Below are 13,783 nucleotides of genomic sequence, written 5' to 3'. Positions count from 1 at the left end.
TTACTTGCCGTCGTGCAGGCGCACGTTGAGTTCGTCGAAGACGATTGCTCTGTCGTCGTCTTTGCCAATCCACTCTTCAAGCGTTTGTTTTTGACTCGCCGACCAGAAGGGCGCATCGACTAATTTGGTGTCAGGACTCAGTGGATGCGCTTCGATGAAGTCGTCGATAGCCTTGTTGTCCGAAGGCAGACCCAATTGATCGAACAGGGTTTTCAAGTTGTAAGCTTCCAGATCCATCGTGTGCTCCTATTACGTGCGCCGGAATGGCGCTGTCGATCATTCTCTTTATCTGAGGCAGTCGCTGGCCAGGAGTTCGATCTGCAACTCTAATGAGCGGGCGAGGGCGCAGGCCTGGTTGTGATCTTTGCGGAAACCTCTTACGCGTCCGGTGGATGTTTCCTGGATATGAAAGAACGCTGTCCCGGCCGGAATCACCTTGAATTTGGGGGGCTGGACGTTCAACGCGGGCACCGGCAGCTCGTTTACGTTGCTGATATGCAGGATAAACGGCGAATTGCTCGAGGCGACAGGGTGTGAGGCAAAGTGAGTCAACGTGCACATGTGAAGTCCTTTTCATCGGTCGGCTGATATTTACAAGCCGTTTCGGGTAGTCGTAACGAGCATTGCTGCTCTAGAATCGCCAGTACCTGTTGACGACAGTGCTTATCTAAAGCAATTTTTCACGGGCGATATGTCGGAAAAGTGCTTTTTTTAGTGAGAATTTTCCCTAAAGTTTGTAGTCAGTATTCTCTGGCCGCCAGCAAGGATTTTTCCTTCAAGGTTTGGCGACATCGGCACGAGTTTCGCGAGTGACATTCCAGTAGTCTTACGCGCCTCGCGATCGATTGAGCACTCTGCTCACTTCGGGCTTTTATTTGAGTCATTTGGCAGCACCGTCGGCCTTGCCGTTATTTTTGCCGTGCGCGTTTTCCGTGGACGGTTTTTCCACATGTGGGGATGTTTCTTTGGCAGTCAGTAACCTCGATATGCATGCTTTGTTCGTGCTGGGTGATTTGCGTGCAAAGCTGGTCAAGTTGTTCCAGTCGCGTTTTGTTTACATCACCGAGCAAAACGCCGAAGGCATTTACGTTGCCGAAATCGACACCGAAAGCGCTTTGGTGGTCGATGACAAACCGGGGCTCAAGCTCAAGGTTGGCGATCATTTCAGTGCGTCGGTCTTGCCTAGCCGTGAAGGCGGCAAGATGGACATCCGTTTTCGCGAAATCAAAATGACGGTTTATGGCATCGGCGATTACGCCTTCGTCGAAACCGCCGATGGCCACGCGATTCTGTTCAAGGAAGGCCATAGCGTGGTGACCGTGTTCGCCGCCCATGCGCAACTGCAGGAAGGCCTGACCAAAACCCTGAAAGCCGTCACCGCCAAAGCCGCCAAGTGGCGCAAGGGCGAACTGGTGACGTTCAAGGCCAGCGAGTGAGCCGCGCAGATTTCCATTCGCAGAACCTCGACACGGCGCGCGATGAGGCTCGGCGCTTGTTCGCGGCGAAGGCCGAAATGCAAGGCACGTGGCTGAACTGGGTGGCAGCGCAGCTCTATACGTTGCGCCCCGCGGAATACGCCAGCATGGTCAGAAGAGAGCTGCAAAGCTTGCAGGAAAAGTCTGATTCATAACCTCTTCCGGGCTCGGCCCCGGAAAAAGCAGGAACCTCGGCTACAGTCAGTTGACTGAGTATTCAGAGGCTTGCGGTCTTCTGTCAGGCCATCCTGCTATTGCTGTGAACAGCATGAGGTGCAATGCATGAACGGATTTCGACGGTTGTTGGCCGCGAGCGTGGCCACATTCGGCTTGCTGACGTCGGCGCAGTCGGTGATGGCGGCAGAGGCGCCGATCCATTTTGCCGACCTGAACTGGGAAAGCGGCAGTCTGATCACGGATGTCCTGCGGATCATCGTCGAGAAGGGCTACGGACTGCCGACCGACACGCTACCCGGTACCACCATCACCCTGGAAACGGCACTGGCCAACAATGACATTCAGGTGATTGGCGAGGAGTGGGCCGGGCGCAGTCCGGTGTGGGTCAAGGCTGAGGCCGAAGGCAAAGTCGTCAGCCTGGGCGACACGGTCAAGGGCGCGACTGAAGGTTGGTGGGTGCCGGAATACGTGATCAAGGGTGACCCGGCCAAAGGCATCAAGCCATTGGCGCCGGATTTGCGCAGTGTCAGTGATCTGAAAAAGTACAAGGACGTGTTCAAGGACCCGGAAGCCCCGAGCAAGGGGCGTTTCCTCAATAGCCCGATTGGCTGGACGTCGGAAGTGGTCAATAAACAGAAGCTGACCGCTTATGGGCTGCAGGATGACTACACCAATTTCCGCAGTGGCTCGGGTGCGGCGCTGGATGCCGAGATCAGTTCCTCGATTCGTCGCGGCAAACCGGTGCTGTTTTACTACTGGTCACCGACGCCGCTGCTCGGCAAATTCAAACTGGTGCAACTGGAAGAGCCGCCGTTTGATGCTGAGGCGTGGAAGACCCTGACCGACGCTGATAATCCCAATCCGAAACCAACGCGTTCGCTGGCCTCCAAGCTGTCGATTGGCGTGTCGACGCCGTTTCAAAAGCAATATCCGCAGATTACCGAGTTCTTCAGCAAGGTCGATTTTCCGATCGAGCCGTTGAACAAGGCGCTGGCCGAGATGAGCGAGAAACACACCGCGCCACGCGATGCGGCGGTGGCATTCATGAAGGCACACCCGGACGTGTGGCAGGCGTGGTTGCCGAAGGATGTGGCGGAAAAAGTATCCGCCAACCTCTAATCGCACCGCTTATGTAGGAGCTGCCGCAGGCTGCGATCTTTTGATCTTGTTGGTAAAAAAACGATCAAAAGATCGCAGCCTGCGGCAGCTCCTACAAGTCGGGATTCAGAATCGGGTCTGTACGGCCAACTCGAAGGTGCGCGGCGTGCCGAGGTAATACGCTGGCGAAACATGCGCAAATTCGGCGTACACCTCATTGGTCAGGTTGCGCACGCGCCCGGTCACTGTCGTGTGCGAGTCGACTTTGTAGCTGATGAAGCTGCCGAACAACGTGTACGACGGCACGGTCATGGTGTTGGCGCTATCGGCAAACACCGACGCGACGTACCGCGCATCCACCCCACCTTGCCATTGCGGCGAAAAATCATAGGTCAGCCACAGATTGCCGACCCGATCCGGCACATTGGTGGGCGTATTGCCCTTGCGTGAAACCACCGCACCTGCGGCGTTTTTCTCGGTGAAATCGTCGTACTGCGCATTCACCCAGGCGAAGTTGCCTTCAGCCAACAGCTTGTCGGTGATCCGCAACGAACTCGCGATCTCTATCCCTTTCGACGTCTGCTGGCCAACCGGAATACTGCCGGTCGGATCGAGTGGATCGGTCACGGCGAAGTCCTTTCGCTCAATCGTATAAGCCGCCACCGTCGCCGAGCCACGGCCATTCAGGTAGTCGAATTTGCTGCCGATTTCCCATTGCTTGCCGGTCGAGACATCGAAGTCCTGAGTGCCATTCGGTTGCTCGGCGGCCGTGCTGTATTGCACATAAACGTTGGCTGACGGAATGAACTGATAGCTCAGACCTGCGCGGCCGGTGACCGGATCCCAACTGCGTTTCAGGTGCTTGGGGTTGGCGGCGGTCACGGTGCGGTGGTTGGTCACGTCGAGGTCGATGTCGTCATAACGCAGGCCGGTGAGCAGCGACAATTTGTCGGTCAGCGCCAGACGGTTCTCCACGAACAGCGCCTTGGTCGTGACTTCGTTGGTCTTGTCGCTGATCAGTGTTGGGTTGGTGCCTGGAATGTCATAAAAATACCCCGGCCGGTAGTTGTTCGGGTCAACCGTGCTCGCCCCTTTGATATTCAGCGGCGAGTTGGTGGTTTGATTGACCTTGTACTCGAAGCCCCCCGACCAGGTCGTATCAAGACCGAACAGCGTGTTGTCGTGGCGCAGTTCGAACTGGTTGCCGTTCTGCTCGCCCTGATGGCGCACCTGATACGCGGTGGAACGGTTTACTGCGCTGTTGTCAGCGTTGTACTGGTAGGTTTCAAGATTACGGTAGTCGCGCTGGCTGTCGAGGTGATACAGCGTGTTACGCAGCGTGGTGCTGTCATTGATGCGGTAATCGATGATCGAGCGCACCCATATCGTCCGCTGTTCGTAGCGGCCGTCATCGACGTTGTAATTGTTGAAACGGTTGTGTTTATCGATTTTCAACTCGCCCGCCTTGGGATTGAGCACTGGAGTGCCCCAGTAAGGGCTGTCCTCGTGTTCGTCCTGATATTCCAATGCCAGGGTGTGCGACAGGTTCGGGGTGAGGTCGCTGAGCAAGGAGAACGCCACGCTCCAGGCATCGCGCTGCTGACGGTCGATGTAACCGTTGCCGGTGTTGTGGCTGACGTCGAGGCGCGCGTAGTGCTGCACATCGGCGCCGGGGGCGGTCAGCGCGTGGTTGAGGCCGAAAGCGGTTTCGGTGGTGTCGTAGGTGCCGTAGCTGACGCGGCCTTCAATGGCTTGCTCTTGGCGAGAGGCCAGTTTGGTCACGTAGTTCAGCGAGCCGCCCACGGAGCCGGCACCGTTGATCAAGGACGATGGGCCGCCGACCAGTTCCACTCGATCATAAATCCACGCATCTACCGGCCGGGCGAGGCCGCCGGAGACGTTGATGCCGTTGAACATCTGGGTGATCTGGCTGCTGGTGAAGCCGCGATAGGAGACAAAGCCGCCAAACCCCGGAGGTGCGCTGGCGTTTACGCCGGGCAGGGTGTTGGCGGCGTCCTGGAAGTTCTGCGCGCCGTGGCGTTCGATGTCGTTGCGATTGGCGATGGCGACCGAGGCGGGCGTGTCGCGTACGCTCAGACCGAGGCGTGAGGCCATGCCGCTGGATTGGTCGAGGCTCAGGCCCGGCTCGTTACCGGCTTCGCCGTCGATGGTGATTGGCGCCAGATCCACGGTGGATTGCGCCCAGACGTTAACGGACAGGCAGCCGCACAGGCTCGCCAGCAGAGTGAGTTGTTTCATCGTTGAATCCTGAATGCTTGTCTAGGAGTCAGCGCACAGGCGAACGCCGCGCGTTGGCGCAGTGGGCTGACAAATCAAAAGGCACGGACACTCAGGCGAGCGGAGGGGCGCGAGGGTTGGCCGAGGGCCAGGTGAAGCGGGCAGGGAGGTCGGCGCTGACGATGGGCGCCAGCGGCGGGCTGTGTTGTTCCGGGAGGATCGCCAGGGTCAGGCTGGAGTTGAACGCCGGCCCCATGCCACCACCGACCGAGCACAGCGGACAACCGAACGCCTTGGACAGGGTCGGCAGTTGTTCTTCGGTGGGATTGGATGCCAACGGCGCTTGAGTGGCCGGGTCGACTGTACAGAATTGGCCGCCGATGCCGTTGAGTTGCATGCCGACCATTTGTCCGTGACCGATGCTGCACGCGAACACGTTGAACAGGACGCAGCAATAAAGCATCCAGGCCAGCAGTGAGCGATCGGTACGGGAGAATTTCATGGGGCGGCACTTTACCGTACCGCTGATCGGTCGTGCACTTCAAAAAATGCCGACTAGGATGATTTGTTCAAATCCCTTTCCAAGGATTTCAACCATGACCTTTGTATTGGCTCAATGGCTGGTGACAATTTTTGCGGTGATCGCCTTGATGCACGTGTATTGGGCGCTGGGTGGGCAGTGGGCGGCGGCAGTGGTGGTGCCGCAGGTGCCGGTGCGCGGTTTTGTCGCAACGGTGCGTCCGGCGTTCAAACCGTCGGGCTGGCTGACGCTGGTGGTGGCTGCTGCGTTGTTAACGATTGCTGCGTTGGTGTGTATGCGGGTTGGTTGGGGGATGCCGGCGGTCAGTCACAAAGCGTTGCAGTGGGTGATCAGTGCGATTGCGCTGTTGATGTTTGCCCGGGCGATTGGTGATTCGAATCTGGTGGGGTTTTTCAAGGAAGTGAAGGGCTCGCGGTTTGCTCGACTGGATACCTGGGTGTATTCGCCGTTGTGCCTGGCGTTAGGGGCGGGGTTGTTGGCGGTGGCGTGGGTTTGAGAAAGGGCAAAGTCAAAAGATCGCAGCCTTCGGCAACTCCTACAGGGATCAATGTAGGGGCTGCCGAAGGCTGCGATCTTTTAACGGTTCAGCTGCCGCTTTCGGTACGGCGGCTGCTCACCTCTGCCGGCACATCATCCCCAGCCATGCGCTTGCGAAACAATGCGGCGCGGGCCAGCAGCAGCGTGGTTACCGGCACGGTGATTGCCAGCAGAATCGGGATCAGCCAAGCGTGCACTACCGGCCCGGACTTGAGCGCCGAAAAGCAGATGATCGAGGCCAGCGCCACGCACCATGCGCCGAGCGTTGAGGCCAGTGCCGGTGGGTGCATGCGCTGGAAATAATCCTTCATGCGCAATAACCCGATCGCACCGATCAGCGCAAACATACCGCTGAGCACCAGCAGGATTGCCACCGGAATTTCGACCCACAGAGATAATTCAGCATTCATTCGATCACCTCGCCACGCAGCAGGAATTTTGCCAGCGCAAACGAGCCGACGAAGCCGAACAGCGCAATCAGCAGCGCCGCTTCGAAGTACGTGTCACTGGCGTAGCGAATGCCCAGGGTCAGCATCATCAGCATGGCGACGATGTACAGGTAGTCCAGCGCCAAGACCCGATCCTGCGCTGATGGGCCTTTGAACAGACGAATCAGGGTCAGCACCATGGCCAGCGAGAACAGAAACAGCGTTAGCAGAATGGCGTTCGACAGTAACGGGCTCATTCGAAAATCTCCATCAACGGCCGCTCATACGCGGTTTTGAAGTGCTCAATGAACTGCGCTTCGTCATCCAGATCCCAAACGTGCAGCAACAGAATGCTGCGATCCAGCGACAGTTCCGACCACACCGTGCCGGGCACCACGGTGCAGATCATCGCCAGTGTCGCCAGGCCGTGGGCGTCGCGCAGATCGAGCGGCACTTTGACGAAGCGTGAGCGCAGTGGACGGCGACCGGCATTGAGAACGCCCCAGGCGACGATCAGGTTTGACGTCACCACGTCACGGCCAACCAGCAGGAACAGACGCAGAATCGTCCCCGGACGGCGAATGCGTACCTGTTTAGGACGCAATTTGCGCATCATCAACGGTGCAGCGAAACCCAGCACTGCGCCGATCAGCAGGTTGCCGGGGCTGATCGACAGGTTCAGGGTCAGCCACAAGGCCCACAGTGACAGCGATAGCAAGGGTGCAGGGAACACGCGCTTCATGGCTGCACCTCCAGCATCGCGGCTTTGCTTTCCGGGCTCGGTACTGCGCGGGTGCCGAGCACCGCCATGACGTATTGCTGCGGATTGTTCAGCGCCTCGGCGGTGGCCTGGGTGTAGCGCAGCAGCGGCTCGGCCTTGAAGGTCAGAGCGATGCTCAGCCCCAACAGCAGAAAGATCGGCGCGCATTCGAGTTTGCGCAGCAGCGGCGAAGGGCGCTCCTCGGGCGTCCAGAAACGCTGGATGCCGAGGCGCGAGAACGCCATCAACGAAGCCAGCCCGGAGAGGATCAACAGCGCCAGCAGCGCCCACGCCGCATTGGAGATCGGTGCGCCGGTGCCCAGGCCCAGTGGATTCAGCAGCGCGTCCATCAGGTTGAGCTTGCCAATGAACCCGGACAGCGGCGGCATGCCGATGATCAGCAGGGCGCAGGCAATGAAGCTCAGGCCAAGAAACGCCATGGTCCACGGGATGACCTGACCGACCACGGCTTTCTGCTCGTCGTCGAGGTTGATGCCTTTGGGCGGTTGCAGGGATTCTTGTGGACGCGGTAGCAGTTCGCTTTCGTCTTCCAGCGGGATCTCGTTGGCCGAGCGCGAGCGCTCGATCAATTCAGCCAGCAGAAACAGTGCGCTCAGCGCCAGGGTCGAGCTGACCATGTAGAACAGCGCCGCGCCAATCAGGTTCGGTTGAGCGAAACCGATAGCCGACAGCAGAATGCCGGCCGACACCAGAATGCTCAGGCTGGCGATGCGCTCCAGTCGTTGCGCAGCAAGAATCGCCAGCGCCGCGCAGGCCATGGTCGCCATGCCGCCGTAGATCAACCAGTCGCCACCGAAGAATGCAGACGCGCCAGCCTGCCCGGAAAACAGCAGCGTCCACAGGCGCAGCAGGGTGTAGATGCCGACTTTGGTCATGATCGCGAACATTGCCGCGACTGGCGCGCTGGCCGAGGAGTAGGCCGGTACCAGCCAGAAATTCAGCGGCCACATGCCAGCCTTGGCCAGAAACGCTACCGCCAGAATCCCTGCGCCTGCGTGCAGCAAGCCACGGTCAGCCTCAGGTACCAGCGGAATCTTCAGCGCCAGATCGGCCATGTTCAGGGTGCCGGTGACGCCGTATATCAGCGCCGCGCCAATCAGGAACAACGACGAGGCCAGCAGGTTGATCGAAATGTAATGCAGCCCCGACGACACCCGCGCCCGGCCCGAGCCGTGCAGCAAGAGGCCATAAGAGGCGGCGAGTAACACTTCGAAGAACACGAACAGGTTGAACAGATCCGCCGTCAGGAACGCGCCATACAGGCCCATCAGTTGAATCTGAAACAGTGCGTGGAAGCTCGAACCGGCACCGTCCCAACGCGCCATCGCAAACAACAGAGCGCTGACGCCGATGATCCCGGTCAGCACCAGCATCAGCGCCGACAGGCGATCAACCACCAGCACAATGCCGAACGGCGCCTGCCAGTTACCGGGCAAGTAAACGCCGATGGAGCCTGGCACGCCGGTGGTTTGCGTCCATTGCAGCAGCATGACCGAAATGAACAGACCGACGAGGCTGGAGAACAGGTTGATTTTCGCCTTCAGCGGCCGGTGCCGTTCGCCAAGCATCAGCATGATGGCGGCGGTCAGCAACGGCAGCAGAATCGGTGCGGCGATCAGGTGAGTCATCGCCATCATTCTTTAGGCTCCCGGCCGTCGACGTGGTCGGTGCCGGTCAGGCCGCGCGAAGCGAGCAGAACGACGAGGAACAACGCAGTCATGGCGAAGCTGATGACGATCGCCGTCAGTACCAGTGCTTGTGGCAGCGGATCGGTGTAATGCAGCAAGTCTTGCGTGACGCCGTCCTTGATCACCGGCTCCTTGCCGATGAACAGGCTGCCCATGCTGAAGATGAACAGGTTGACCGCGTACGACAGCAAGCACAGGCCCATGACCACCTGAAAAGTTCGTGGCCGCAGGATCAACCAGACGCCCGACGCGGCGAGAACGCCGATGGCGATTGCGATGACTTCTTCCATCAGACGGCTCCTTTGCTGGCGACGGACTTGGGCAGCGATGCGGTCTTGTGACCCCGCACCGATTGGTGGGCGAGGGCGGTGAGGATCAACAGCGTCGAACCGACCACCACGCCATACACGCCAACGTCGAAGAACAGTGCGCTGGCGATATGGATGTCACCGAGCAGCGGCAAGGTGAAATGCCAGGTGTGCGTTGTCAGGAACGGATAGCCCACCAGCATCGCCCCCAGACCGGTGGCCGTGGCGAACAGCAATCCGGTGCCCATCCAGCGCAGCGGTCGCAGGCTCATTTGCGCCTCGACCCACTGTGTGCCGGCAACCATGTATTGCAGGATGAACGCCACCGACATCACCAACCCGGCGACAAAACCGCCGCCCGGCTGATTGTGCCCGCGCATGAACAGGTAGAACGAGACCACCAGCGCAATCGGCAGCAGCAGCCGCACCAGCACCGCCGGCACCATCATGAAGCCGAGCGCGGTGTCGCTGGCCGAACGCGGGTTGACCAGATCGGTAACCACGTCCGGTGCCAGCAAACGCTGCTGGGCCGGCAATTGCAGACTTTCTTTCGGTGGGCGGAAGCGGCGCAGCAGGGCGAACACTGTCAGTGCCACAGCGACCAGCACGGTGATTTCGCCGAGGGTGTCGAAGCCGCGGAAGTCCACCAGCATCACGTTGACCACGTTGCTGCCACCGCCCTCGGGCATGGCGCGACTGAGGTAGAACGAGGAGATGTCGTTCGGCGTCTGCCGCGTGAGCATGGCGTAAGACAACAGCGCCATGCCGCCGCCGACGGCGACCGACAACAGCAAGTCGCGCAGACGACGAATGCGTGCCTTGCGCAGGCTGCTCGGCAGTGGCGAGACTTCTTCGATACGGCGTGGCAGCCAGCGCAGTCCGAGCAGGATCAACACGGTGGTGACCACTTCTACGGCCAGTTGCGTCAGCGCCAGATCCGGCGCGGAGAACCAGACGAAGGTCACGCAGGTCATCAACCCGCAGACGCTGACCATGGTCAGAGCGGCGAGACGGTGATATTTGGCTTGCCAGGCGGCACCCAGCGCACAGGCAATCGCCAGCAGCCACAGGGTCACGAAGACGATGGAGCCCGGGATCTTCGGCCGGTCGCCCCAGCTCAGGCTGCTGTGCAACATTGGAATCAGGCCGGCGAGCACTGCCGCCAGCACCATCAGGAACAATTGCATTTGCAGACGCTTGGTGCCCAGACGCCGCTCCAGACGACGGGCCATGCGCATCATCACCACCAGGCTGCGCTCGAACAGGCGCTTGCCATTGAAGCGGCCCACCAGTGGCGGGTATTTGAAGCGGCCGCGTTTGAACTGGTTGCGCAACAGCAGGTACAGGACGATGCCGCCGGACATGGCAATCAGGCTCATGATCATCGGCGCATTCAGGCCATGCCAGATGGCCAGGCTGTATTCAGGCAGTGCGCCACCGACCACGGGCAGCGCGGCAGCCGCGAGCAGCGGGCCGACGATTTGCGCCGGGAAAATCCCCACTAGCAGGCAGGTGAACACCAGCAACTCGACCGGGGCACGCATCCAGCGCGGCGGTTCGTGTGGCGTGTGCGGCAGGTCGGTGGCCGGCGGCCCGAAGAACACATCAACGGTGAAGCGCAGGGAGTAAGCGACGCTGAACATACCGGCGATGGTCGCGACAATCGGCAAGGACATCTCTACCCACGCCGTGGCATTGATGAACACGGTTTCGGCGAAGAACATCTCTTTCGAGAGGAAACCATTCAGCAACGGCACGCCAGCCATCGAGGCGCTGGCGACCATGGCCAGCGTCGCCGTGAACGGGATCAGTTTGATCAGGCCGCTGAGCTTGCGGATATCGCGAGTGCCGCTTTCGTGGTCGATGATCCCCGCCGCCATGAACAGCGAGGCCTTGAACGTAGCGTGGTTGAGGATGTGGAACACCGCTGCGACGGCCGCCAGCGGACTGTTCAGACCCAGCAACAGGGTGATCAGACCGAGGTGGCTGATGGTCGAGTAGGCGAGCAATCCCTTGAGGTCGTTCTGGAACATCGCGCAATAGGCGCCCAGCAACAGCGTGCACGCGCCCGCGCCGCTGACGATGTAGAACCATTCTTCGCTGCCGGACAGTGACGGCCACAGGCGCGCGAGCAGGAACACCCCGGCCTTGACCATGGTTGCCGAGTGCAGATACGCAGAGACGGGTGTCGGCGCCGCCATTGCATGGGGCAACCAGAAGTGAAACGGGAATTGGGCACTTTTGCTGAGTGCGCCGATGAGAATGAGGGGTAACAGAATAGGGTAGAGGGCATGTGCGCGAATCAGATCGCCGGCGGCCAGGACCTTGTCGAGGTCATAGCTGCCGACGACATGGCCGAGGATCATGACCCCCGCCAGCAGGCATAGTCCGCCCGCGCCGGTCACCATCAGCGCCATATAAGCGCCGCGTCGGGCGTCGGCGCGGTGGTGCCAGTAGCCGATCAGCAGGAACGAGAAAAGGCTGGTCAGCTCCCAGAAAAACACGATCTGGATCAGGTTGCCGGAGATCACCAGGCCGAGCATGGCGCCCATGAACGCCAGGAAAAACGCGAAGAAACGCGGCACCGGATCGTCCGGTGACATGTAGTAGCGGGCGTACAAAGAGACGAGGGTGCCGATGCCCAGCACCAGCATCGAGAACAGCCAGGCGAAGCCGTCCATGCGCAGAACAAAGTTCAGGCCGAGGCTGGGCAGCCACATGAACTCTTCACGAATGACGCCGCCATGGGCGATTTGCGGATACAACAGCGCAACCTGAACAGTGCCGATCAAAGCGACCAGACCTGCCAACAGGGATTCGGTATTACGCGCGTTGTGTGGCAGCACCGCTGCCAGACAGCTGCCAATGAATGGCAGAAGCAGTAGAACTATCAGGGACATAGGCTTCTAATCTGCGGAAGTTTGTGAAGCATCATACGTGCCAGCTCCCCGATCACCAAACGCCAGGATGTCTCAGAATCCTACAAAGTAGTCTGAAATTAACTGTTTGGCATTGTTTCAGCGGGCAGGGATGCCGTAGCAGATGGCCCTTTCACGAGCAGGCTCGCTCCCACATTGGAATGTATTTCAAAATGTAGGAGCGAGCCTGCTCACGAAAGCGCTGGGGCAGACGCTGAAATGTTGCGCATCAACCCTGTGTTTCCCGCTCCAGGAGAGTGTCAGATTTTTTGTGTGCGGGCCGTTAATGGCCTGCCGTCAGGCAGGCCTTCATTTCACCAGTTAGACCTGATGAATCGGTCCCCGTACAAAACCGCAAATTGATTCATAGCGTTTTTCCAGTCATGGGCGGCGCTTCCCCAGTTGGCGGTGATGTTTTGCAGTGCCAGCCAGATCAGTTTCGTCGCGGCTTCGTCGGTTGGAAAGTGACCTCTTGTCTTGATGATCTTGCGCAGCTGCGAGTTGATACTCTCGATGGCATTGGTGGTGTAGATCACCTTTCGTATGGCTGGCGGGAACACAAAGAACGGGATAACTCGATCCCAAGCGCGTCGCCAGGCTGCAACCACCGTTGGATATTGCTTGCCCCAAGGCCCCGATTCGAAGGCATCCAGAGCTTGCTCGGCGACTTCGGCGTTGAGTGCTTGATAAATCGGTTTCAGGGCCTTGGCCAGTTCGCGACGCTTGTCCCATGCCGCGTAATCAAGGCTGTTGCGGATCAGGTGAACGATGCATGTCTGCAACGCTGTCTGAGGAAACACTGCACTCAAGGCTTCAGGCATGCCTTTGAGACCATCCGTTACCGCAATCAGGACATCTTCGACACCTCGGGTTTTAAGGTCGTTGAAGACTTTCATCCAGAACTTGGCGCCCTCTGTGTTCTCAATCCAGATGCCCAGAATGTCGCGGGTGCCGTCCGGAAGTACGCCCAGAGCCAGGTAAATCGCTTTGTTGCGAACCACGCCTTCATCACGGATTTTAACCCGCAGCGCATCAAAGAAAATGACCGGGTACATGGGCTCGAGGGGCCGTTGTTGCCACGTACTGACTTCCTCCAGAACAGCGTCGGTAACGGTGCTGATGAAGTCATGGGAGACATCTGTTGCGTACTGTTCCGAGAGAAATGCACGAATCTCACGAACGCTCATGCCGCGGGCATACATGGCAATGATCTTGTCATCAAAGCCTGTAAAACGCCGCTCGTGTTTGGGGATCAAAATCGGAGAAAAGCTGCCGTCACGGTCTCTGGGAATATCCAGACGCAACGGGCCGTCATCGGTCAGCACGGTTTTGCCGCTCTTGCCGTTACGCTGGTTACTCGAATCCTCAGGGCGCTCCGCGCCCTGAGGATAGCCAAGGTGAAGTCCCAACTCGGCACCAAGGGCTCTTTCGATAAGCGCCTTTTTGAACGCCATCGCGGCATCCTGAATCGCTTCGGCACTCATCGTCTCGCTGAGGAACTGGTCGATCAGCTCTTTTGGAATGGACGGAAGGTCACGCTTGGCCTCACGGGCCGGTTTCTTTTTGGTTGGCATACATGCACCTCTGCAGCATG

The 13,783-nt window shown here is 59.2% G+C and carries 15 protein-coding genes; 4 read left to right on the top strand and 11 right to left on the bottom strand.

The window, feature by feature from the left end:
• Together JFT81_RS07680 and JFT81_RS07675 are read right to left on the bottom strand one after the other, a co-directional pair.
• The gene (locus JFT81_RS07680; protein ID WP_201226795.1) at positions 1-237 is read right to left on the bottom strand and encodes a DUF2789 family protein; all 237 of its coding nucleotides are present in this window, start codon (positions 235-237) and stop codon (positions 1-3) included.
• A 48-nt stretch (positions 238-285) separates the two neighbouring features.
• Positions 286-561 (bottom strand): hypothetical protein, encoded by a 276-nt coding sequence (locus JFT81_RS07675; RefSeq protein ID WP_201226794.1) that lies wholly within the window; start codon positions 559-561, stop codon positions 286-288.
• 425 nt (positions 562-986) lie between these two features.
• On the opposite strand from JFT81_RS07675, the gene JFT81_RS07670 reads away from it, so the two are divergent.
• The 3 genes from JFT81_RS07670 (at position 987) to JFT81_RS07660 (ending at position 2,771) form a co-directional block, all read left to right on the top strand.
• Positions 987-1,436: a hypothetical protein gene (locus JFT81_RS07670; protein ID WP_201226793.1), complete on the top strand. Its 450-nt coding sequence runs from the start codon at positions 987-989 to the stop codon at positions 1,434-1,436.
• Complete coding sequence (locus tag JFT81_RS07665; RefSeq protein ID WP_201226792.1) at positions 1,433-1,630, top strand: hypothetical protein; 198 nt, start codon at positions 1,433-1,435, stop codon at positions 1,628-1,630. Before JFT81_RS07670 ends, JFT81_RS07665 begins: the two co-directional genes overlap by 4 nt.
• Before the next feature lie 127 nt (positions 1,631-1,757).
• Entirely contained in the window at positions 1,758-2,771 is a 1,014-nt protein-coding gene (locus tag JFT81_RS07660) for an ABC transporter substrate-binding protein (protein WP_201226791.1), read from the top strand.
• A 105-nt stretch (positions 2,772-2,876) separates the two neighbouring features.
• On the opposite strand, the gene JFT81_RS07655 is transcribed toward JFT81_RS07660, so the two are convergent.
• Both JFT81_RS07655 and JFT81_RS07650 read right to left on the bottom strand, forming a co-directional pair.
• Entirely contained in the window at positions 2,877-5,009 is a 2,133-nt protein-coding gene (locus JFT81_RS07655; RefSeq protein ID WP_201226790.1) for a TonB-dependent receptor, read from the bottom strand.
• Between the two features lie 91 nt (positions 5,010-5,100).
• Complete coding sequence (locus JFT81_RS07650) at positions 5,101-5,490, bottom strand: DUF2946 domain-containing protein (RefSeq protein WP_201226789.1); 390 nt, start codon at positions 5,488-5,490, stop codon at positions 5,101-5,103.
• Between the two features lie 94 nt (positions 5,491-5,584).
• Between JFT81_RS07650 and JFT81_RS07645 the strand changes: the two genes are divergently transcribed.
• Complete coding sequence (locus JFT81_RS07645; RefSeq protein WP_201226788.1) at positions 5,585-6,025, top strand: DUF3995 domain-containing protein; 441 nt, start codon at positions 5,585-5,587, stop codon at positions 6,023-6,025.
• A gap of 88 nt (positions 6,026-6,113) precedes the next feature.
• Here JFT81_RS07645 and JFT81_RS07640 read toward each other — a convergent pair whose 3' ends face one another.
• From JFT81_RS07640 to JFT81_RS07610, 7 genes are all read right to left on the bottom strand, one after another.
• The gene (locus JFT81_RS07640) at positions 6,114-6,476 is read right to left on the bottom strand and encodes a Na+/H+ antiporter subunit G (RefSeq protein ID WP_201226787.1); all 363 of its coding nucleotides are present in this window, start codon (positions 6,474-6,476) and stop codon (positions 6,114-6,116) included.
• Entirely contained in the window at positions 6,473-6,751 is a 279-nt protein-coding gene (locus tag JFT81_RS07635; protein ID WP_090284207.1) for a K+/H+ antiporter subunit F, read from the bottom strand. The genes JFT81_RS07640 and JFT81_RS07635 overlap by 4 nt, the downstream gene beginning before the upstream one ends.
• A complete protein-coding gene (locus tag JFT81_RS07630) occupies positions 6,748-7,236 on the bottom strand; it encodes a Na+/H+ antiporter subunit E (RefSeq protein WP_201226786.1) in 489 nt (162 codons plus the stop codon). Before JFT81_RS07630 ends, JFT81_RS07635 begins: the two co-directional genes overlap by 4 nt.
• Positions 7,233-8,912: a monovalent cation/H+ antiporter subunit D gene (locus JFT81_RS07625; RefSeq protein WP_201226785.1), complete on the bottom strand. Its 1,680-nt coding sequence runs from the start codon at positions 8,910-8,912 to the stop codon at positions 7,233-7,235. Before JFT81_RS07625 ends, JFT81_RS07630 begins: the two co-directional genes overlap by 4 nt.
• On the bottom strand, positions 8,909-9,253 hold the full coding sequence (locus tag JFT81_RS07620; RefSeq protein ID WP_008085854.1) for a Na+/H+ antiporter subunit C: 345 nt from the start codon (positions 9,251-9,253) through the stop codon (positions 8,909-8,911). The genes JFT81_RS07625 and JFT81_RS07620 overlap by 4 nt, the downstream gene beginning before the upstream one ends.
• A complete protein-coding gene (locus JFT81_RS07615; protein WP_201226784.1) occupies positions 9,253-12,171 on the bottom strand; it encodes a monovalent cation/H+ antiporter subunit A in 2,919 nt (972 codons plus the stop codon). Before JFT81_RS07615 ends, JFT81_RS07620 begins: the two co-directional genes overlap by 1 nt.
• Before the next feature lie 332 nt (positions 12,172-12,503).
• A complete protein-coding gene (locus JFT81_RS07610; RefSeq protein ID WP_201225351.1) occupies positions 12,504-13,763 on the bottom strand; it encodes an IS256 family transposase in 1,260 nt (419 codons plus the stop codon).
• Positions 13,764-13,783: the final 20 nt, after the last annotated feature.

It is taken from the genome of Pseudomonas sp. TH43 (assembly GCF_016650635.1).
Lineage (GTDB): Bacteria > Pseudomonadota > Gammaproteobacteria > Pseudomonadales > Pseudomonadaceae > Aquipseudomonas.
This window is presented reverse-complemented; position numbering and strand designations above follow the sequence as displayed.